Source organism: Allorhizobium pseudoryzae (assembly GCF_011046245.1).
Lineage (GTDB): Bacteria > Pseudomonadota > Alphaproteobacteria > Rhizobiales > Rhizobiaceae > Neorhizobium > Neorhizobium pseudoryzae.
Window position 1 is genome coordinate 700,797 of the sequence record NZ_CP049244.1, and the last position, 19,227, is coordinate 720,023.

Annotated in this window: 17 protein-coding genes; 12 read left to right on the forward strand and 5 right to left on the reverse strand. The window is 61.6% G+C overall.

Translation table 11 applies throughout. The features are described 5' to 3' along the window. Window position 1: 1 nt before the first annotated feature. The 3 genes from G6N78_RS22120 to G6N78_RS22130 all read right to left on the reverse strand — a co-directional run bounded on the left by G6N78_RS22120 (window position 2) and on the right by G6N78_RS22130 (window position 2,705). A complete protein-coding gene (locus G6N78_RS22120) occupies window positions 2-523 on the reverse strand; it encodes a tripartite tricarboxylate transporter TctB family protein (protein ID WP_165223986.1) in 522 nt (173 codons plus the stop codon). A 124-nt stretch (window positions 524-647) separates the two neighbouring features. Continuing rightward, complete coding sequence (locus G6N78_RS22125) at window positions 648-1,640, reverse strand: Bug family tripartite tricarboxylate transporter substrate binding protein (protein ID WP_165223989.1); 993 nt, start codon at window positions 1,638-1,640, stop codon at window positions 648-650. 141 nt (window positions 1,641-1,781) lie between these two features. Beyond that, window positions 1,782-2,705, reverse strand: a complete 924-nt coding sequence (locus G6N78_RS22130; protein WP_206531669.1) for a LysR family transcriptional regulator — start codon at window positions 2,703-2,705, stop codon at window positions 1,782-1,784. Between the two features lie 302 nt (window positions 2,706-3,007). Here G6N78_RS22130 and G6N78_RS22135 point away from each other — a divergent pair, with 302 nt between their 5' ends. Continuing rightward, a complete protein-coding gene (locus G6N78_RS22135) occupies window positions 3,008-3,898 on the forward strand; it encodes a helix-turn-helix domain-containing protein (RefSeq protein WP_206531670.1) in 891 nt (296 codons plus the stop codon). A gap of 19 nt (window positions 3,899-3,917) precedes the next feature. On the opposite strand, the gene G6N78_RS22140 is transcribed toward G6N78_RS22135, so the two are convergent. After that, window positions 3,918-6,038, reverse strand: coding sequence for a TonB-dependent siderophore receptor (locus G6N78_RS22140; protein WP_370691549.1), 2,121 nt, complete (start codon window positions 6,036-6,038; stop codon window positions 3,918-3,920). Window positions 6,039-6,353: 315 nt separating this feature from the next. Here G6N78_RS22140 and G6N78_RS22145 point away from each other — a divergent pair, with 315 nt between their 5' ends. Genes G6N78_RS22145 through G6N78_RS22165 form a run of 5 tightly spaced genes read left to right on the forward strand, consistent with a single transcriptional unit; the run spans window position 6,354 to window position 11,338 of the window. After that, window positions 6,354-7,352, forward strand: coding sequence for an iron-siderophore ABC transporter substrate-binding protein (locus tag G6N78_RS22145; protein WP_165223998.1), 999 nt, complete (start codon window positions 6,354-6,356; stop codon window positions 7,350-7,352). Beyond that, a complete protein-coding gene (locus G6N78_RS22150; protein ID WP_165224001.1) occupies window positions 7,349-8,392 on the forward strand; it encodes a FecCD family ABC transporter permease in 1,044 nt (347 codons plus the stop codon). Before G6N78_RS22145 ends, G6N78_RS22150 begins: the two co-directional genes overlap by 4 nt. Further along, a complete protein-coding gene (locus G6N78_RS22155; protein WP_165224004.1) occupies window positions 8,389-9,429 on the forward strand; it encodes a FecCD family ABC transporter permease in 1,041 nt (346 codons plus the stop codon). Before G6N78_RS22150 ends, G6N78_RS22155 begins: the two co-directional genes overlap by 4 nt. Continuing rightward, on the forward strand, window positions 9,426-10,289 hold the full coding sequence (locus G6N78_RS22160) for an ABC transporter ATP-binding protein (protein ID WP_165224007.1): 864 nt from the start codon (window positions 9,426-9,428) through the stop codon (window positions 10,287-10,289). The genes G6N78_RS22155 and G6N78_RS22160 overlap by 4 nt, the downstream gene beginning before the upstream one ends. Next, on the forward strand, window positions 10,286-11,338 hold the full coding sequence (locus G6N78_RS22165) for a siderophore-interacting protein (protein WP_165224010.1): 1,053 nt from the start codon (window positions 10,286-10,288) through the stop codon (window positions 11,336-11,338). The genes G6N78_RS22160 and G6N78_RS22165 overlap by 4 nt, the downstream gene beginning before the upstream one ends. A 54-nt stretch (window positions 11,339-11,392) precedes the next feature. Here G6N78_RS22165 and kdgR read toward each other — a convergent pair whose 3' ends face one another. Continuing rightward, the gene (gene kdgR, locus G6N78_RS22170) at window positions 11,393-12,181 is read right to left on the reverse strand and encodes a DNA-binding transcriptional regulator KdgR (protein ID WP_165224013.1); all 789 of its coding nucleotides are present in this window, start codon (window positions 12,179-12,181) and stop codon (window positions 11,393-11,395) included. Window positions 12,182-12,389: 208 nt separating this feature from the next. Between kdgR and bglB the strand changes: the two genes are divergently transcribed. From bglB to G6N78_RS22200, 6 genes are all read left to right on the forward strand, one after another. After that, window positions 12,390-13,508 (forward strand): beta-galactosidase BglB, encoded by a 1,119-nt coding sequence (gene bglB, locus G6N78_RS22175; protein WP_165224016.1) that lies wholly within the window; start codon window positions 12,390-12,392, stop codon window positions 13,506-13,508. Between the two features lie 120 nt (window positions 13,509-13,628). After that, the gene (locus G6N78_RS22180; protein ID WP_165224019.1) at window positions 13,629-14,912 is read left to right on the forward strand and encodes an ABC transporter substrate-binding protein; all 1,284 of its coding nucleotides are present in this window, start codon (window positions 13,629-13,631) and stop codon (window positions 14,910-14,912) included. A 78-nt stretch (window positions 14,913-14,990) separates the two neighbouring features. Then, on the forward strand, window positions 14,991-15,884 hold the full coding sequence (locus G6N78_RS22185) for a carbohydrate ABC transporter permease (protein ID WP_165225393.1): 894 nt from the start codon (window positions 14,991-14,993) through the stop codon (window positions 15,882-15,884). Window positions 15,885-16,059: 175 nt separating this feature from the next. Next, window positions 16,060-16,830, forward strand: a complete 771-nt coding sequence (locus tag G6N78_RS22190) for a carbohydrate ABC transporter permease (protein ID WP_234906093.1) — start codon at window positions 16,060-16,062, stop codon at window positions 16,828-16,830. A gap of 13 nt (window positions 16,831-16,843) precedes the next feature. Beyond that, on the forward strand, window positions 16,844-17,938 hold the full coding sequence (locus G6N78_RS22195) for an ABC transporter ATP-binding protein (protein WP_165224022.1): 1,095 nt from the start codon (window positions 16,844-16,846) through the stop codon (window positions 17,936-17,938). A gap of 35 nt (window positions 17,939-17,973) precedes the next feature. Next, a complete protein-coding gene (locus G6N78_RS22200; RefSeq protein ID WP_234906013.1) occupies window positions 17,974-19,224 on the forward strand; it encodes a Gfo/Idh/MocA family protein in 1,251 nt (416 codons plus the stop codon). The last annotated feature ends 3 nt before the right edge of the window (window positions 19,225-19,227 follow it).

The window sequence follows — 19,227 nt, forward strand, 5'->3', positions numbered from 1 at the left end:
GTCAGGTCCCCGTCGCAAAGAATGACTGGATCCAGGCAATGATGGCGCGCTCCGGGATCAAGCCTTCGGGCAGCACCACCTGGAACACCAGGCGAAACACCACATACACGCAGATGATGGAAAGCAGCGACAGACCGAGTGCGCGCTTGAACCGACCGCCCTGAAGAAACGTGATTGCGGTCAAAAGGAAGAGGAAGGATGCCGGGATGAAGCCGAGCCAGTCGAGGATCAGACTGTAGACCAGGATCAGGCCGCAGAACACCACCACCGTTGCCGGCAGGATTTCTGCACGGAGCCGTTCCAGGACGGCTGCGGGAGCGGGCTTTCGCAAGGTCTTGACAAGGATGATGGCGAGCGAGACGACCATGATTGCAGACATGGCCATCGGAAAGGCTCCCGCCGAGCTCAGGGCGCTGAAGCCCGAGATCCCATAGGCCTGCCACAGAAGGACAAGGCTGCCGACAAGCAGGAAGATCGTGAAGACCACCTCGCCCGGCCGGCGTGTGGTTTGCTGTTCATGCATGAGATGCTCCCCCGGTCACGGGGCAGAAATCCATCGTGCCCGGAACCGTCAAATCAACGGGTTGATGCAGAATGAGAGGCGGCAACGGCCGGCATTCAAACCGGCCGTTGCGCTCAAAACCTCATCAGGGCTTCGGAATGCCGAACTCTTCCGGCGACTTCTTGCCCATGCCGGCGTCGTAGACGATCCAGGAGGTCGTCGACTGCCACTTCTTGAGGAAGCTGTTGGCTTCATCGCCGGACACGTTCATCGACACGTAACCGCGGTCGGAAAGCAGCTTCTGGAAGGCTTCGTAGTTGGCGCCCTTCTTGAAGGCATCCACCAGCTTCGCCTTCACGTCGTCCGGGGTTTCGGACTTGACGAAGACGCCGAAGAAGGGGCCCCACGGCAGAAGGTTTTCGAACTGCGGATAGTCGGCCGTGATCGGGCGGGCTTCCGGCAGGACCGGGCTTGCCTGCTTGTCAAAGATGGCGAGCACCTTGATGCGACCGGCCTTCACGTGTTCGACGGCAGCGCCGAGCACAGCGGGCATGAACTCGACCGCGCCGCCCTGCATGGCGGTGAGCGCGGGGCCGTCACCATCGAAGGGAACCGCAGTAACCTTGAAGTCCAGCTTGCTGGAGAGCATGGCGCCGACGACCGACGGCAGACCACCGGGGCCGGTCGACCCCATGCGCACCTTGCCGGGGTTCTTCTGAACATACTCCACCAGTTCCTTGAAGGTGTTGAAAGGAGCATCCTTGTTCGCGACGATGACCGGTACGCCGCGCGCCAGCACGTTGACCGGATAGAAGTTCGAATAGTCGAGGTTGGAAAGACCCATGACCTTGTAGAGCTGCGGGTTTTCCGCGCTCATCAGCAGGGTGTAGCCATCTGCCGGCTGCGTCGAGACGAACTGCGTGGCGATGACGCCGACGCCGCCGGTCTTGTTGGTCATCACGATCGACCGGCCGAGTTCCTTCTCGACATGCGGTGCGACCGAACGCATCACCAGATCGGTGCTGCCGCCGGCGCCCCACTGGATGACGCCCTGCAGATCCTGTTTCGGAAAGTCGTCCGCCATGGCGAAAGATGCGGCCAGGCTGAGGGCAACAGCCCCCACGAGTGTCTTCAGCATATTGTTCTCCTCCCGTACCCCCGGGCTGTGGTGTTTGAGGTGGCTGCGGATCCTCCTCCGCATGCCACAGATCCTGCTTGTGCAGGTATGGTTATCTTTTTCCATTCCTTGACATAACGCAAATACCATTTTGAGCATGGATCATGCCGAAATGTTATGAATGATCTGTCTGTTCATGTGATCCTCCATCAGACCTCTCAAGAGCTTCACAAACCGCTCCGCATAACTCGAAAGCGCTGCATCTGCACGGTAGGCGACGTATGTCTGGAAGGTCGTTTCTTCTTCGATGGGAATGATTGCAAGGCTGCCGGAGCCGATTTCGGCGACCGTAAAGGCGTCCAGCACCGCAATCCCCAGATTATGTTCCACCAGCCGACAGACGGTCGTGCCGAATCGGGCGCGGATCGCGATGTCGTAAGCCAGGTTCTGCCGGGCAAAGATGTCCGCCATGATCGCACCGTACGGATCTTTCGGATCGATGCCGATCAGGGGATATTGGATGATGTCGCGGGCCGAGATGCTCTTGAGCGCCGCAATCGGGTGGTTGGCCGCCGCGATACAGACGAGCCGCCCGCGTGCCAGCGGTTCGAACACGATGGAGGGATGGTCGAGGCGATAGCTCATCACCACGACCTCGCCCTTGTTGAGAAGCAGGTAATCGATGGCCTCTTCGATCTTCAGGATCTCGAAGTTCAGCTTGATCTGCGGATAGTGATTGAACAGCTTGGCGACGGCGCGCGGCACCATGACATTGGCAATGCTGGGGACCGATCCGAGCGACAGTTCCACGTCGCGACCCCGTTCCAGCTGCGCAATCGAAAACTGCAGCTGATCGATCTTGCGGTGGACTTCCTCGATCTGCACGAAGACATCGCGGGCTTCCGCGGTAGGCACGTAGCGGCCGCCCTTCTTCACGAAGAGCTTGATCCCGAGCGATCCCTCGATGTGCTTGACGGTGCGGCTGACCCCCGGCTGCGCCACGTTCATCAGCCTCGCCGCGCCGGCAATCGTGCCGGCCACCATGATCGCCCGGATCACCTCAATCTGTCGCAAGGTCAGTGACACGCTCTCTCTCCTCCCGAAACGACGCATCCCCTCTCCGCGCCATCAGCGCCGGTTTACAGGAGTGTGGCGGGATTGAACAGAAACATGCCTGGCAGCAGACCCCTCTGATAGCGGTTGGAGAACCATCCCGAAGAGCTTTCCGTCCCAACCCGCGATCGAGGTCTCGACATCGAGCCGCGTGACCGCATGCCGCGTCTGGTTGTCCTAAACATGAATTTCATGGTATTGATTTAATCTGCTCCGCCAAACATCGAGAGGCTCCGGTCCTGCGGACGTTTCTCGACACCCGGGACCCGCCTGCCTTGACCTACCTGCATTCGATGATCTGCCACACCGAAGGTATCCGTGCCGTGCGGCCGCCGATATGGCGGGGACTGGACGGCGCCGTTGGCGTTTACTGGGAAGCGACGGGCCATACGGGTGCGCAGGGTTATTACCTTTCGCCGGATCCCCGCATCATGATTTTCTTCAACGAGGTGTCCGAGCAGATCCGCCTCACGAATGAGGAAAGCGCGCCAGCCCCTCGGTACCGGCCGATGACACGCGCGCTCTACGTGCCAGCGGGCGTCCCGATGTGGACCAGTTTCACCGCCATGCACCGGTTTTCGCATCTAGACCTGCATATGCACTCGGAAAAGCTGGTGCGGCTGCTTTCACCTTCGATCGGACGCTCGACGGTGCTTTCGGCCCTGCGCCATCCGGTGGAAGTCGAAGCGTCACGCTCCACGCAAATGCTGGCGACACTTCTGGTGGAGGAACTGGAACAACCCGCGCGACATCCCGCCCATGCCGAACATCTGGTCGCCAGCATCGCCACGGGGCTGCTCGACTTCAAAGGCAGCCAGGAAAGAGCCTCCGGGCGCCTCACTCAGGCACAGATGAACCGGCTCAACGCACTTGTCGCGTCGCGCGCCGATTGCCGCGTCAGCCTTCCTGACATGGCGGCCTGCGTTGGCCTGTCGGAGAGCTGGTTTGCCTTCGCCTTCAAGCAGACGACAGGCAAGACGCCGCTGCAATGGCAGATGGCTCGTCGTCTCGAACTCTGCCAGGACCTGCTGCGCTCGACAAACCTCAGCATTGCCCAGATTGCCGCGCAGATGGGCTTTTCGGATCAGGCCCATTTCACCAAATCCTTCCGGCAGGTGGTTGGCCAGACACCCGCCGCCTGGCGGCGGATGTCTGCTGCGCCTTGATGGGGGCAACGCAGATGTTCTACCAGGTCTGGCGCAGGGTCAGGCTGAAGGTTCGGCCGGGATTGTAGAAGTTCGCGCCGAAGCCGCCATAATCCAGGTGCTTTTCATCGAACAGGTTGGCGACATTGAACTCGAGCGACGTGTTCTGTGCCAGCTTGTAGGTGGCCGCCGCATCAAAGACGACGTGGCCGCCCGTGGACAGCGTATTGGCGTCATCGAAATAATAGGATGAGGAATAGCGCCCGCCGAGGCTGAAGGTCATGTCGCCGCGCTTTCCATCGCCGGGAAGCGAGTACGTCGCCCAAAGAGACGCAATGTGGTGCGGAACGAAGGCGAGTTCATTGCCTTCATTGCCCTGCGTGCCGTTCTCGACAATCTTGGACGAGAGATAGGAGTAGGCCGCGGTGAGGCTCCAGTTCTCGTTGATTTCTGCCTTGGCTTCCAGATCGACCCCGCGGACACGCACTTCGCCGATGGCCGATTGCAGGTTGGTCACCGGATCGGTGCGCGTGATATTGGTCTTTGTCAGGTCGTAGACGGCCGCACTGAACAGCGCCGGAAACTCCAGGGGTTGGTACTTGACGCCCACCTCGTACTGCTGCCCGCGCTCCGGCTCGACGTTGATCGAGGAGGGCACGGCAGATTCCGAGTAGCTGGCATAGGTGGCGAATTCCTCCGTCCAGCGGTAGGTGAGACCAAGCCGGCTGGTGAGTTCGCTGACATCGCCCTGGGTGCGCACGCCAGACAGCATGTTGGTCTGCTCGGTGTCCAGCCAGTCGTTGCGCAGGCTCCCCGACAGGATCAGTTTGTCGGCGAAGGTGAGATCCTGCTGGACGTAGACGGCCTTCGTATCCTGGTCGGTCTTCAGGCTCTGGTAGAGCGGCACCGCGGCCGGACGGCCCGTATAGACGGGGCGGAGCCAGTCGATGCCGGGTGCCGCGCCGAAATAGCTCTTGTTGTCGGTTTTCGTCCGGTAATAGGTAAAGCCGACGAGGCTGCGGCTGTCGACCGTATCGAAGCTCGTATCATATTGCAGATGCGTATCGACCGCGACGTTTTCGACCGACTGGTCATTGCCGAAATAGGACCGGCTGGCCGTGGTCGAGCCGTTGGTCGGGGTCGAGGAGATGTAGGCGTAGCCGAAATCGCTGTTGGTCTTGCTGTAACGCGCGTTTGCCCCCAGCGTCAGTCCGGAGCCGAAATCGTGGTCGAGCATGACGCTGACGGAATTGCGATTCGTGCCGCGGTAGTTGTAATCCGGTTCGCCGAAGAAGCGGCTGCGATCGAAATTGGTGCCGAGCGGATGCCCGCCGCTACCTGGCACGCCATCCTTGTTCAGGTGATCATAGACGATGCTGAGACTGGTCATGTCGGTCGGGCGCCAGGTGAGGCCACCCATGAGGAATTTCTCGTCGTCGCGGGAATAGTCGTACTCCGCATCCGATTTCCGGGCCTTGGCCGTCAATCGGTAGGACAGCGTGTCGTCTTCGGTGATGTTGTCGCCGAAATCGACGCCGGTTTCGGCGCGATTGTAGGAACCGCCGCTGACAAATGCCTCGCCGAACCGCTCACTCTTCGGCGTCTTCGTCACAAAGTTGACGGACCCTCCGGGATCGGAAACACCGAAGGTGGTCGAGCTTGCCCCCTTCAGCACTTCCACGCGCTCATAAGCATAGGCCTCCTCACGGATGCCGCCGAAGGGGTCGCCGATCATCAGCCCGTCGCGATAGACATAGGCATCGAAGCCGCGGATCTTGAAATAGTCGAACCGGTCATCGGAGCCGTAAAAATCGGTGGAGACACCGGCGGTATAACGCAGGACTTCCTCGACGGACGAAGCATTGCGCTGCTGCATTTCCTTGGCGGTGATGACGGAGACGGAGGCCGGCGTATCGAGGATCGCCGTCGGGATCTTGCTTGCGCCTGTGGTCGTGGTCGCGACGATCGAGCGGGAATCGTTGTCGGTTCCGCCTTGCGCGCCCTGGACCGTGATGCGCTCCAGCACGGTGCCTTCGCCCGTCCCGTCATCCTGCGCAAAGGCCGTGAGAGGTTGGAGGGCGACAAGAGCCGTACATCCCAGCAGCAATGCAGCGCGGCCCCTGCCCCATGGGCTGGTCTTGTCCAAACGTTCGATGTGCATCATTCAGATTCCGGAATTTGAGCCGCCTTCCCTGCAGACGACTGTGCAAAGATGTCAGGAATGGCAGGAGCCAAATACGCGTCAGACCGCCGCAAACCCGCTCGTCCCACGCTTGCCGATGATGGATCGCCGGCCCCCGATATCCCTGGTTCTCGGTTAACTTGATATCAGCGCTCCAGTATTGTAGGAATTCCTGGTTTTGAAAGAAACCACGGAAACTTCATGATCCCTCGCTCCGCCCAAGCGGTTTGGCGTTGACGCGCCAACGTGAACCTGAAAGTTCAAGTCAACTTAAATTGCTGAGAGGATCTGCCCATGCAGCGCCTTGCCTGCCTATTCGCTGGCGCCATCGCATTCTTCCTGTCCTTCGGCCTTGTGCCCGTTGTGCTGGCGCAGGATGCGGTGACTTACCCGATCGCCATCCAGCACGCCTTCGGCACCACGGTCATCGAGAAGAAGCCGGTCCGTGTCGCAACGGTCGCCTGGGCCAATCATGAGGTGCCTCTGGCGCTCGGCATCGTTCCTGTCGGCTTCGCCGCCGCCAATTTCGGCGATGATAACGGCGACGGGCTTTTGCCTTGGACAGAAGCGCGGTTGAAGGAACTCGGCGCTGCGACACCCGTGCTCTTCGATGAAGGCGACGGGATCGATTTCGAAGCCGTCGCCGCGGTGAAACCGGACGTCATCCTGGCCGCCTATTCCGGCCTCAGCCAGAACGACTATGACACCTTGAGCCAGATCGCACCGGTGGTCGCCTATCCGAAGGCGCCCTGGGCAACGGATTGGCGCAGCATGATCCGCATCAACAGTCTCGGGCTCGGCATGCCGCGGGAAGGCGAAGCGCTGATCGGCAGGATCGAGGCCGAGATCCAGACTGAAAAGGCGAAGTATCCGGCACTTGCCGGCACATCGGCCATGTTCGTCACGCATCTGGACGCAACCAATCTCAGCATCGTCAATTTTTACACCGCCAATGACAGCCGCGTGCAGTTCTTCCGCGATCTCGGACTTGCCATGCCGAAAAGCGTGGTGGAAGCCTCAGGATCCGGCCGGTTCTCCGGCTCGATCAGTGCCGAACGGATCGACACCTTCGCCGACGTTGATATCCTGGTGACCTATGGCGACGAGCGTCTCATTGAAGCGATGAAGGCCAACCCGCTGCTGTCGCGCATGCCGGCCGTTGAACACGGGGCGATCGTGATGCTGGGGCGCAATCCACTGGGCACGGCGGCCAACCCGACCCCGCTGTCGATTTCCTGGGTTCTCGACGATTACATGAAGCTGCTGAACGCGGCCGCCCTGAAGGCAAAATGACCTCCCCTCGGACCATAACGACGGCTTTGCCGGCCGCTCGTCACGCCACAGGACGACGGAAACTGGCCCTGGCTGCCGCATTGTCTGCGGTTCTTCTGGCGGTCTCCATCCTCTCGATCTGCATCGGCACGCGCGATGTTGGCTGGGGCGACATCGTCTCGGCGCTTGCAGGCCGGATCGACAGTATTGGTGAGGCTTCCGTTGCGGTGCGCATTCCGCGCACCGTGCTGGCTGTCCTCGCCGGTGCGGCACTCGGCGTCGCCGGTGCCATCATGCAGGGCATGACACGCAATCCGCTCGCCGATCCCGGACTGCTTGGGGTCAATACCGGAGCAGCCCTTGCCGTGGTGATGGGCGTCGCCTGGTTCAATATCAGCTCCTCACAGGCCTATATCTGGGCAGCGATCCTGGGCGCCGCGGGAACCTCGGCCTTTGTTTTTACCATCGGTTCGCTTGGCCGCGGCGGCCCGACGCCGCTCAAGCTGTCGCTGGCGGGCGCTGCCACCTCCATCGCCTTTGCTTCGCTGGTCATTGCCATCGTCTTGCCGAGGAACGATATTGCCGGCGGCATACGCTCCTGGCAGATCGGCGGCGTGGGCGGCGCCACGTTCGAGCGCATGTCTCATGTGCTACCCTTCCTTGCCCTCGGCTTCCTCATCAGTCTCGTGACAGCCCGCAAGCTCAACTCGCTGGCCCTCGGGGACGAACTCGCGACGGGTCTTGGCGAGCGTGTTGCGAGCGCCAGGGCGTTCTCTGCGCTGGCGGCCATCCTGCTATGCGGCGCGACAACCGCGATCTGCGGGCCGATCGGCTTCATCGGACTGGTGGTTCCGCATGCCTGCCGGCTCATCGTCGGCATCGATCATCGATGGCTGTTGCCGTTTTCAGCCGTTTCCGGCGCGATCCTGCTGACTGCCGCCGATATTGCCGGCCGCATTGTCGCGCGTCCCGGCGAAATCGACGTCGGCATCATCACCGCCTTTATCGGCGCGCCGGTCTTCATCTGGATCGTGCGGCGCCAGAAGGTGAGGGAATTGTGAGCAGCCTTTCCGCCACGGCGACCCTGGTCGCCGCCAGCCGGCAGCAGCGCCGCAGCCGACATCGCCGGGTGACACTCGGGCTTCTGGCACTCGTCATCGTCCTCTTCCTGCTGACCCTCATGGTCGGCCAGTCGGTTACACCACCCGGCGATCTGATAGGCTGGGCGCTTGGAAAAGACGTGGCCGGCCTCTCCTTCACCGTGGGTCAGTTGCGCCTGCCGCGCGCCATTCTCTGCACCCTCTCGGGTCTCTGCTTCGGCCTGGGTGGCGTCGCCTTCCAGATCATGCTGCGCAATCCGCTCGCAAGCCCGGACATTATCGGCATCAGTTCGGCCGCCAGCGCCGCCGCGGTTTTCGCCATCGTCTTTCTGTCGTGGTCCGGGCTGTTGGTCTCGATGTTTGCCGTGCTTGCCGGCTTGCTGATCGCGCTGACGATCTATGGACTGGCGTTCCGCGATGGCGTGGCCGGCGCTCGGCTGATCCTGATCGGCATCGGCATGTCGGCGATGCTGGAGAGCTTCATCGCTTACGTGCTGACGACGGCGGATGCCTGGACGCTGCAGGAATCGATGCGCTGGCTGACCGGAAGCGTCAACGGCGCGCGTCTCAGCCAGGGCCTGCCGCTGTTCATTGCCCTCTTCGGCTTCGGCAGCCTGCTGCTTGGCCTGCGCAAGAACCTCGAGGTTCTGAGCCTAGGCGACGATACAGCCGCTGCCCTCGGCGTTTCTCTGGCGAGCACGCGCGTCGCGGTCATCATTGCTGCCGTCGGGTTGATTGCATTTGCTACGGCAGTCACGGGGCCGATCGCCTTCGTCGCCTTCCTGTCCGGCCCCATTGCGGTGCGGCTGGTTGCAAACAGCGGCTCGGCCATCATTCCCGCCGCCCTCACCGGCGCCGTTCTCGTGCTCAGCGGAGATTACGTGGGGCAGTTCCTCCTGCCCGGCCGTTACCCGGTCGGTGTCGTGACCGGCGCGCTGGGCGCCCCTTATCTGATCTATCTCATCATTCGCGCACATCGGACGGGAGGTGCCGCATGACGTTCTCCAGCCTCATCGCAGACGAGGTCGCCGCCGGTTATGGCGAGAGCCTGATCCTGAGCGACTTGAGCCTGCAGTTCCCCACCGGCAGGATCACGGTGATAGTCGGCGCCAATGCCTGCGGTAAGTCCACCCTGCTGCGCAGCCTGTCTCGGCTCCTCACACCGCAATCGGGACAGGTTCTGCTGGATGGCAAGTCTGTTCACCGCACACCGCCGAAAGACCTCGCCCGGAGGCTGGGTCTCCTGCCGCAGTCTCCCGCGGCTCCCGAGGGGATCACTGTTGCCGATCTGGTCAGCCGCGGGCGCCATCCGCACCAGACGCTCTTCTCGCGCTGGTCGCGCGAAGATGAAGAGGCCGTCGCCGAAGCGCTGGACCTGATGCACATCGCCGATCTCGCCGAACGGCCCGTCGATGAGCTTTCGGGCGGCCAGCGGCAACGCGTCTGGATTGCCATGGCGCTCGCACAGAAGACCAGCTTCCTGCTCCTCGACGAGCCGACGACATTTCTCGACATCAGCCATCAGGTGGAAGTCCTCGATCTGCTCTGCGACCTCAACCAGTCGCGCGGAACAACCATCGTGATGGTGCTGCACGATCTGAATCTTGCCGCACGTTACGCGGACTTTCTCGTCGCCATGGTGAAGGGAAAGATCCACGTGTCCGGTGACCCTTCGGATGTGCTGACAGAGGCGATGGTCACATCCGTCTTCGGCCAGAAGAGCCGGATCATGACCGACCCCACATCCGGCCGCCCGATGATGGTCCCGATCGGCCGTCACCGGATGCGGGCCATCAGAACTGCCCCGCCTTCGACCAATCCAACGACCGACCGCCTGCCCGAGGAGGCAAACCGATGACGATCTCCGCGCCCTTTACGCTTTCCGGAACCGCCATTCCCAACGATGCACGGCAGATGCTGGACCAGATCTGCGAGCACTTCATAGAACACGCGAATGTCTCGCGGGTGGACGATGTCGTGGTGATGAAAAACGACGAGGCGACAACGGAGATCCGCCTCTTTGGTGATCAACTGCTGATCGATCTCGCATGCCCCTCGGACCAGGCGCTGCAGACGGCGCGGATCATCCTGGCGGAGCACATGTTCTATTTCGCCGGCGAGGATCCGCTCGACCTCACATGGTCGGCGCCGGCCCCGCTCGGGCCGCTCGGCAACCTCCACCACGTGACGGTGACGGGCGCGCAAGACATCACGCCGCATATGCGCCGCGTGACGTTTGCCTGCGCGGATGTGACCCCTTTCCTCAGCGGCGACATGCATGTGCGCGTGCTGATCCCGCCTGCAGACAGGACACCGGTCTGGCCTGGGGTTCGCGACGACGGGCGGATTGCCTGGCCGGAGGGTGAGGACGAACTCGTCGCTCGGGCCTACACGATCCGCAAAGTCGATCCGGCGACAGGCGAACTCTGGATCGATTTCTTCCAGCATCCGATGCCGGGCATTTCGACACCCGGTGCGGATTTCGCCCGCGATGCGCGACCGGGCGATCGGATCGCGCTTATGGGGCCCGGCGGCGGCGGACGGCCGGACGCGTCATCGCTGCTTTTGATCGGTGACGAGACTGCACTTCCCGCCATTCTGCGCATTCTGGAAGATCTGCCGGAGGGAAGCACTGCCGAAGCCATCATCGAAGTGATGGACGCGGATGAAGAGCAACCGGTGTCCTCTAAGGCCGACGTCTGCGTCCGATGGATTCACCGGGAAACGACAGACGGGCAAAACGCGCTTCGCAACGCGGCAGAGGCGGCGATCGCCGCCGCCCCCGCCGACCGGTACATCTGGATTGCCTGCGAGAAGGAGGACATCCGCGCGCTTCGCCCCTTGGTAAAGTCCAAGGGACGGGCCAAAGGCACCAGCTATCTGGCCTGGTACTGGCAAAGGGACTGATGCGAGACCAGTTGCGTTCTCAAGCTGAACCAGCCGGAGGATGGACGGGCTGTTTCAGGCCGGATGGTAACCGAGCGCAGTGGATGTCGTCAGCCCCGCCGTCGTCAGGAGGTCCACATAATCCTGACGACGGGCTTCATCGAAGCGGAAAAGCGGAAACGAGATCGAGATGGCGGCGACGGGTTTGCCGAGGTGATTGAAGATCGGCGTTGCCATGCAGCGCACACCCGCTTCGCTTTCTTCGATCTCTTCGGCAAAGCCGCGGCTGCGGGCAAGCTTCAAATCCGCCATCAGAGCCTCTGCATCCGTCAGCGTGCGCGGCGCCCGTTTGGCAAAATCCATCCGCTTCATGCGGTCGCGGATCTCGTCTTCGTCACGCCAGGCCAGCAGCGCCTTGCCGAGCGAGGTGCTGTGCAGCGGATTGCGCAAGCCAAGCGTCGATTTCATGGAGAGGCTGAAGGCGGAATCGTATTTGTGGATGTAGACGACCTTCTCGTCGCGCTCGTCGAGAATGCCGAGATTGACGGATTCGCCGGTCGCCCGGGAGAGCTTTCCCATGGCCTGATCCGCCACCCGCAGAAGATCCGCCTGATCGTTCAGCGAGCGGGCGCCCAGGCTGAACAGCTTCAGTGTCAGCCCGTATTTTTCGGTGTCGGCGTCCTGCTCCACATAACCGAGCTCGATCATCGTCTGCAGCAGGCGGTGCGCAGTGGTCTTCGACGTCATGGCGCGCTGGGCAAGATCGGCCAGACTGACGCGCTTCTCCTCCACCAGGGCCTCAAGGACGGCAAAGACCTTGAGAACTGCAGCGACGTTATCGGTCTTGACGTGTGGGTCGGCCATGGATGCGTTCTACATTTTTCGAAATCGAATTCTGGATTTTTGTCTAAGCTCTGTCAAGCAGCCAGCACTGCCGATATCCGTATGCTGGTGTCGCCTTACACCAACACAACCTACCGCAAAATTAGCCATTGAAAAGCCATCCGGAGTGTGATTTCTTGATTTTTGAAACGTCGTTCCGAAAATATTTTCAGTGGAAGGGGATCGGGACATGCATCCGCTGCTGAGGCAGAAACAGCATTTCATCCAGCGCGCGGACGTTTGCGATCTGATCGAGCGACTGACGGACAATCTGGTCCATATCGAGGACAAGACCGGCGAGTTCCTGCTTCGCCTCGAGGACGGTCGGGTGATCGACACCAAGGGCTGGGCCGGATGGGAATGGACGCACGGCATCGCCCTTTACGGCCTGCTGAAATACTGGCAGCTGACCGGCAGCGAGGCAGCGCTGAAGACCATCACCGGCTGGTTCGACGAGCGGCTGGCCGAAGGTACGCCGACAAAGAACATCAACACGGTCGCCCCCTTCCTGACGCTCGCGCATCTCTACGAAATGACCCGCGAGGCGCGCTTTCTGCCCTATCTCGACACCTGGGCCGAATGGGTGATGCACGAGATGCCGCGCACCCGGGAGGGCGGCCTGCAGCACATCGTCTACAACAGCGTCAACGATCAGCAGATGTGGGACGACACGCTGATGATGAGCGTGCTGCCGCTCGCCAAGATCGGCCTTGTTCTCAACCGCCCGGATTATGTCGAGGAGGCGAAATACCAGTTCCTGGTCCACGCCCAGTATCTTCTCGATACGGAAACGGGCCTCTGGTTCCACGGCTGGACCTTTGACGGCAACCACAATTTCGCCCGCGCCCGCTGGGCCCGCGGCAACAGCTGGATCACCATAGCAATCCCGGAGTTCATCGAACTGCTGGATCTGAAGGAGGGCGATTTCCTGCGCCGTCATCTGCTCTCGCTGCTGGGCCGCCAGGCCGCGAGCCTCAAGCAGCACCAGCATGCATCCGGACTTTGGCATACGCTGATCGATGATCCGGACAGCTATCTCGAAGCCTCGGCGACCGCGGGTTTTGCCTATGGCCTGATGAAGAGCGTGCGCAAGCGCTATCTCGGCCCGGAGTACCGCGAGACGGCCGAACGGGCGATGCGCGGCGTGGTGGAAAGGATCTCGCCGGAAGGGGAGCTGACCCAGGTCTCCTTCGGCACCGCGATGGGCCATGACCTCGATTTTTACCGGCAGATCAAGCTGACCTCGATGCCTTACGGGCAGGCGATGGCCATGCTCTGCCTGACGGAACTGCTGCGCAGCCACATCTGAGGCACCGCGCAGATCCGGGACATGCAGGAGGACCGTCCAGGAGGAGTGGAGGGCCCGACAGACGCATTCGGAAGGGCGAAAGAGCCGCCTTGTCCGGCAACCTTTGGAGGAGGAAAAGACATGACCAAGCTTACCCGACGGGGGCTTCTCGGCACCGCCGCCGCAGGCCTCGCGGCTTCGACGCTGACTGCCCTTCCGGCTTTCGCGCAGGACAAGACCATCCGCCATTACTGGTGGGGTAATCCGGAGCGTGACAAGCGCACCTTTGCCGTCATCGACGTGTTCCAGAACGCCAACCCGACGATCAAGGTCTCCGGCGAGACGATCGGCTGGGGCGATTACTGGACGAAGATGGCCACCCAGACCGCGGGCCGCAACATGGCGGACCTCGTACAGATGGACTACCGTTATCTGTTCGAATATGTGCGCCGCGGAGCGCTGAAGCCGCTCGACGACTATGTCGGCAAGAGCCTGATGATCCAGGATTTCGACAAGGGTCCGATTTCCGGCGGCATGGTCGATGGCAAGCTTTACGCGCTCAACATCGGCTCCAACAGCCAGGTGATCGTGCACAATACACGCGTCTTCAAGGAAGCGGGTATCGATGCCGACCTGATCAACTGGACCTGGGACGATTTTGCCAAGGCGAGCGAGCAGATCACCCAGAAGACCGGCGGCAAGGTGAAGGGGTCTGACGATCTGTCGCTGATGATCGAGGTCTTCGAATCCTGGACGCGCCAGAACGGTCATGAATTCTACGACAAGGACGGCAATGTCGCGGCAACCGTCGACGATGTGGCAAGCTACTGGCAGTTCTGGGATGACCTGCGCAAAAAGGACGTCGTGCGCGCGAAGGAAAAGACGGTGATCCTCGACATCCCGATCGTCGAATCCGGCGTTGCCGTCGGCGATACCGCCATGTCGCATTTCTGGTCGAACCAGCTTGTTGGCATCCAGGCGGCGGCCAAGGACAAGATCGGCGCCGCCATGGTGCCGCACAAGAAGGGCGGCAAGCCCGGCCAGTTCATCAAGCCGTCGATGTTCATGTCGTTATCGCGTGACGCCAAGGATACCGACTCGGCGATCGCCTACATGAATGCTTGGGTCACCGATCCGGAGATCACCAAGATCCTCGGCCTCGAACGCGGCATTCCCGCCTCGCCGAAGGTGCGTGCCGCCCTGCAGCCGGGCTTGAACGACGTGGAAAAGCTCTCCGTCGCCTATTTCGACGCCATCCAGAGCAAAGTCGGCGACCTGCCGCTTCCCGCGCCGAAGGGTGCCGGCGAAGTGCGTGATGCCTTCATGCGCATCGGAACCGATGTCGTGCTGGGGCGCGCCAAGGCGAAGGATGCGGCCACGCAGTTCGTCGATGATGCCCAGGCCATCGTCGAACGGGCCCGCTGAGCCGGCGCGTGCCTTGAATGCCAGCCGGGCCGCGCGAAGCGGCCCGGACGTCTCCGCCACCGGAAGGTCCGACCGTTGATCAAACGCTTCATCGCGCGCAATGCGCCGGGTTACATCTTTCTTTCGCCCTGGCTGCTGGGGTTCTTCCTGCTGGCGCTCGGGCCTATCCTCGCCTCACTCTACCTGTCGTTCACCAAATACGACATGGTGAGCGATCCGCGCTGGGTCGGGTTCGACAACTACGTCTACATGTTCACCCGCGACCGCCGCTTCTGGAAGGCGCTGGATGTCACCTTCACCTATGTGGCGCTGGCGGTGCCGGCGCGCCTCATCATGGCGCTCGGCGTTGCCATGCTGCTCGACAAGGGCCTGCGCACGATCGGTCTCTACCGCGCGATCTTCTATCTTCCCTCGCTGCTTGGCGCCTCGATTGCGATTGCCATTCTCTGGCGGCAGTTGTTCGAACAGAACGGCGTGGTCAACCAGGTGCTTGCCGTCTTCGGCATCGAGGGTCTCGCCTGGATCACCAATCCGGATACCTCGCTCTACACGCTGGTGATTTTGGCCATGTGGCAGTTCGGCTCGCCGATGCTGATCTTTCTTGCCGGCCTGCGCGGCATCCCGCGGGACCTCTACGAAGCAGCCGAGATCGACGGCACGCCGAAATGGCGGCAGTTCACCCGCATCACGCTGCCGCTTTTGGCACCGGTCATCTTCTTCAATCTCGTGCTGCAGACAATCGAGGCCTTCAAGACCTTCTCGAGCGCCTTCATCATCTCGAACGGCACGGGGGCACCGGCCGACAGCCTGCTGTTCTACACCGTCTATCTGTTCAACGAGGCCTTCAAGTTCTTCCGCATGGGCTATGCCTCGGCGCTTGCCTGGGTGCTGCTCCTCATCATCGGCGCCTTTACCGCGATCGCCTTCCTGACCTCGAAATACTGGGTGCATTATGAAAACGAGCGCGATTGAGCTTTCCCCGCAGTTGGACGGAAAAATCGCGCCGGCGATGGCGACCGGTGCGGCGCTCGACGCGCAAATGGAAGAAGCGGCACGCCACGCCCATGTTCTGCGTCTCCAGCGGGACAAGCGCGAGCGCAACGGGCGCATCCTCAAACACGTCTTCCTAATCGGCGTTTCCGCCGTGATGCTCTATCCGCTGTTCTGGCTGCTCGCCTCGTCCTTCAAGCCGGAGAACGAGATCTTCGGCAGCCTGACGCTCTGGCCGTCGAGCCTCCAGTTCGAGAACTATACGAAGGGCTGGACGGCGCTGCCGATCTCCTTCACCACCTTCTACATCAACTCGGCAATCGTCACGGTGCTGTCGGTGATCGGCAATCTTGTCTCCTGCTCCTTCGCGGCCTATGCCTTTTCAAGACTGCAGTTCACCGGCCGCAGCTTCTTCTTTGCCCTGATGATGATGACGCTGATGATCCCCTATCATGTCGTCCTCATTCCCCAATATGTTCAGTTCCTGAAGCTCGGCTGGGTGGACACATATCTGCCGCTCGTCGTGCCGCGCTTCCTGGCGTCCGAAGCTTTCTTCATCTTCCTGATGGTGCAGTTCTTCCGGCAATTGCCGCGCGAACTCGACGAGGCGGCGATGATCGACGGCTGCTCGCCCTTCAAGATCTACTGGGCGATCATCCTGCCGCTGTCGCTGCCGGCCATGGGCACGGCGGCGATCTTTTCGCTGATCTGGACCTGGGAAGATTTCCTCGCTCCGCTCATCTACCTCAACGACATCAAGAACTACACCGTGCCGCTCGCGCTTCGCCTCTTCCTCGATCAGGAAGGCCAGTCCGCCTACGGTCAGATGTTCGCCATGTCCGTTCTCTCCCTGGTGCCGGTCGTGATCTTCTTCGTCCTGTTCCAGAAACTGATCGTGCGTGGCATCGCCACCTCCGGAATGAAGTAAGGATCTCTCTCACATGGCTGGCTTGACGCTCAGAAACGTTGGCAAACGCTACGGCGCACTATCGATCATAAAGGGCCTCAACCTCGACATCCACGACGGCGAGTTCCTCGTCCTCGTCGGGCCGTCCGGCTGCGGAAAATCGACGCTGCTGCGGATGATCGCCGGACTGGAGGATATCACCGACGGCACGGTCGCCATCGGCAACCGGATCGTCAACGACCTGCCCGCCTCCAAGCGGGAACTGTCGATGGTCTTCCAGTCCTATGCGCTCTATCCGCATATGTCGGTGGCCAAGAACCTCGCGTTCGGCCTGCAGAACTTCAAGATGCCGAAGGCGGAAATGGAACGGCGCGTGGCGGAAGCCGCCCGCATTCTGCAGATCGAGAAACTCATGGACCGCAAGCCGCGGCAGCTCTCGGGTGGTCAGAAGCAGCGCGTCGCGATCGGTCGCGCCATCGTGCGCGAACCGCAGCTTTTCCTGTTCGACGAGCCGCTGTCCAACCTCGATGCAGAGCTGCGCGTCCAGATGCGCGCAGAACTCGCTTCGCTCTACGCACGGCTCGGCACCACCATGATCTACGTAACGCATGACCAGGTGGAAGCCATGACCATGGCGAGCCGCATTGTCGTGCTGCGCGCCGGGAAAATCGAGCAGGTGGGCACGCCGCAAGAGCTTTACACCCGGCCACAGAACCTCTTCGTCGCCGGCTTCATTGGTTCGCCGAAGATCAACATGCTGCAGGCGAAGGTGGAGCGCACGCGTGGCACTGCCATGGCCTCGGTACCCGGCCTGCCATCCTTCGCCCTTCCCGCCCTACCGAGTGCCGACGACAGCCTGACGCTCTGCGTACGCCCCGGTGCCGTCCGCATCGGGAGTGGCGAGGTGGTGACGGACGGGACCATTCGCCTGGTGGAATATCTCGGCAACGAAAGCCTCCTCCACATTGCGCTCGCTTCCGGCCAGGTGCTTCTGGTCAGCGACAATGGAAAGACGAGCTATCGATCGGGCCAGACCGTCTCCATCGGCTTCGACCGAAACGACCTCCATTATTTCGACGCCGCCGGACAACGCGTCGAACCCATCCAGAATGAAAGCAGACTCCAGTGAAAATTGCGATTGTAGGATGCGGCTCGCGGCACAAGATGTTCCGCGATTCCGTGCTCGACGATTATGCCGATCGCCACGAGATCGTGGCGCTGTGCGACGTCAATCCGCACCGCCTCAGCGAAAGCGCCAAGGCCGCCTCCCAGCCCGGCACCAATGGTGTCGCCACCTATCTTGCCGATGATTTTGACCGGCTGATTGCCGAACAGAAGCCGGATACCGTGGTTGTCGCCACGCCCGACTTTCTGCATGCCGATTACATCGTGCGCGCCTTCGAGGCGGGCTGTGACGTCATCTGCGAAAAGCCGCTGACGATCGATCTCTCGCGACTGAAGATGATCATTGATGCGCAGGCACGCACAGGCCGTCAGGTCAAGGTGACCTTCAACTACCGCTATTCCCCGGCCCGCACGCAGATCCGCGAACTGATCGCCTCCGGCACGATCGGCACCGTGACGGCGGTGGATTTCCGCTGGCATCTGGACCGGGTGCACGGCGCCGACTATTTCCGCCGCTGGCACCGCCAGAAGGAAAATTCGGGCGGCCTGCTCGTACACAAGTCCACGCACCATTTCGATTTGCTGAACTGGTGGCTCGGCTCGCAGCCGACGCAGGTTTTGGCTTCCGGGCGGCGCGCCTTTTACCGGCCGGAAACGGCGGTTGCGCTGGGCCTTGCCGATCGCGGCGCCCGCTGTGCGAACTGTCCCGTGGCCGCAAAATGCGATTTCGAACTGGATATGTCGAAGGATGCGGCGCTGCGCGAACTGTATCTCGAGGCGGAACACGAGGACGGCTATTTCCGCGACCTCTGCGTCTTCGACGAGGAGATCGGCATCGAGGATACGATGCAGGCGCATATCCGCTACGCCTCCGGGGTGACAGCAAACTACACACTGACCGCCTATTCTCCATGGGAAGGGCTGGAGATCAAGTTCCAGGGCACCAAGGGCGACATTACCCACCGCCACGTGGAAGTGCACGGCGTCTTCGGCGGCGAGCGGGCGCATGCGGATGAAGACGCGATCACGACCGAACTGCATCTGGCGGGCGAACCACCGCGTCTGCTCGATGTGCCGAAGGCGAAAGGACATCACGGCGGCGCCGATCCGGTGATGCTGGGCTATATCTTTGCGCCGGACACGATGGAGCCGGACCGCTACAACCGCGCCTCCGACCATGTCGCAGGCGCCTGGTCGATCCTCACCGGCATTGCCGCCAATGCCTCGATCGAAACGGGCTCAGTGGTCGATATCCCATCGATGCTGAAGGCCCGCGGCATCAAGATCTAAAGA

What these genes read in the sequence shown, in the direction of transcription:
- G6N78_RS22120 (WP_165223986.1), bottom strand. Translation starts at nt 523, where the DNA reads ATGCATGAACAGCAAACCACACGCCGGCCGGGCGAGGTGGTCTTCACG.
- G6N78_RS22125 (WP_165223989.1), bottom strand. Translation starts at nt 1,640, where the DNA reads ATGCTGAAGACACTCGTGGGGGCTGTTGCCCTCAGCCTGGCCGCATCT.
- G6N78_RS22140 (WP_370691549.1), bottom strand. Translation starts at nt 6,038, where the DNA reads ATGCACATCGAACGTTTGGACAAGACCAGCCCATGGGGCAGGGGCCGC.
- G6N78_RS22145 (WP_165223998.1), top strand. Translation starts at nt 6,354, where the DNA reads ATGCAGCGCCTTGCCTGCCTATTCGCTGGCGCCATCGCATTCTTCCTG.
- G6N78_RS22150 (WP_165224001.1), top strand. Translation starts at nt 7,349, where the DNA reads ATGACCTCCCCTCGGACCATAACGACGGCTTTGCCGGCCGCTCGTCAC.
- G6N78_RS22160 (WP_165224007.1), top strand. Translation starts at nt 9,426, where the DNA reads ATGACGTTCTCCAGCCTCATCGCAGACGAGGTCGCCGCCGGTTATGGC.
- G6N78_RS22165 (WP_165224010.1), top strand. Translation starts at nt 10,286, where the DNA reads ATGACGATCTCCGCGCCCTTTACGCTTTCCGGAACCGCCATTCCCAAC.
- kdgR (WP_165224013.1), bottom strand. Translation starts at nt 12,181, where the DNA reads ATGGCCGACCCACACGTCAAGACCGATAACGTCGCTGCAGTTCTCAAG.
- bglB (WP_165224016.1), top strand. Translation starts at nt 12,390, where the DNA reads ATGCATCCGCTGCTGAGGCAGAAACAGCATTTCATCCAGCGCGCGGAC.
- G6N78_RS22180 (WP_165224019.1), top strand. Translation starts at nt 13,629, where the DNA reads ATGACCAAGCTTACCCGACGGGGGCTTCTCGGCACCGCCGCCGCAGGC.
- G6N78_RS22190 (WP_234906093.1), top strand. Translation starts at nt 16,060, where the DNA reads ATGCTCTATCCGCTGTTCTGGCTGCTCGCCTCGTCCTTCAAGCCGGAG.
- G6N78_RS22195 (WP_165224022.1), top strand. Translation starts at nt 16,844, where the DNA reads ATGGCTGGCTTGACGCTCAGAAACGTTGGCAAACGCTACGGCGCACTA.
- G6N78_RS22200 (WP_234906013.1), top strand. Translation starts at nt 17,974, where the DNA reads ATGTTCCGCGATTCCGTGCTCGACGATTATGCCGATCGCCACGAGATC.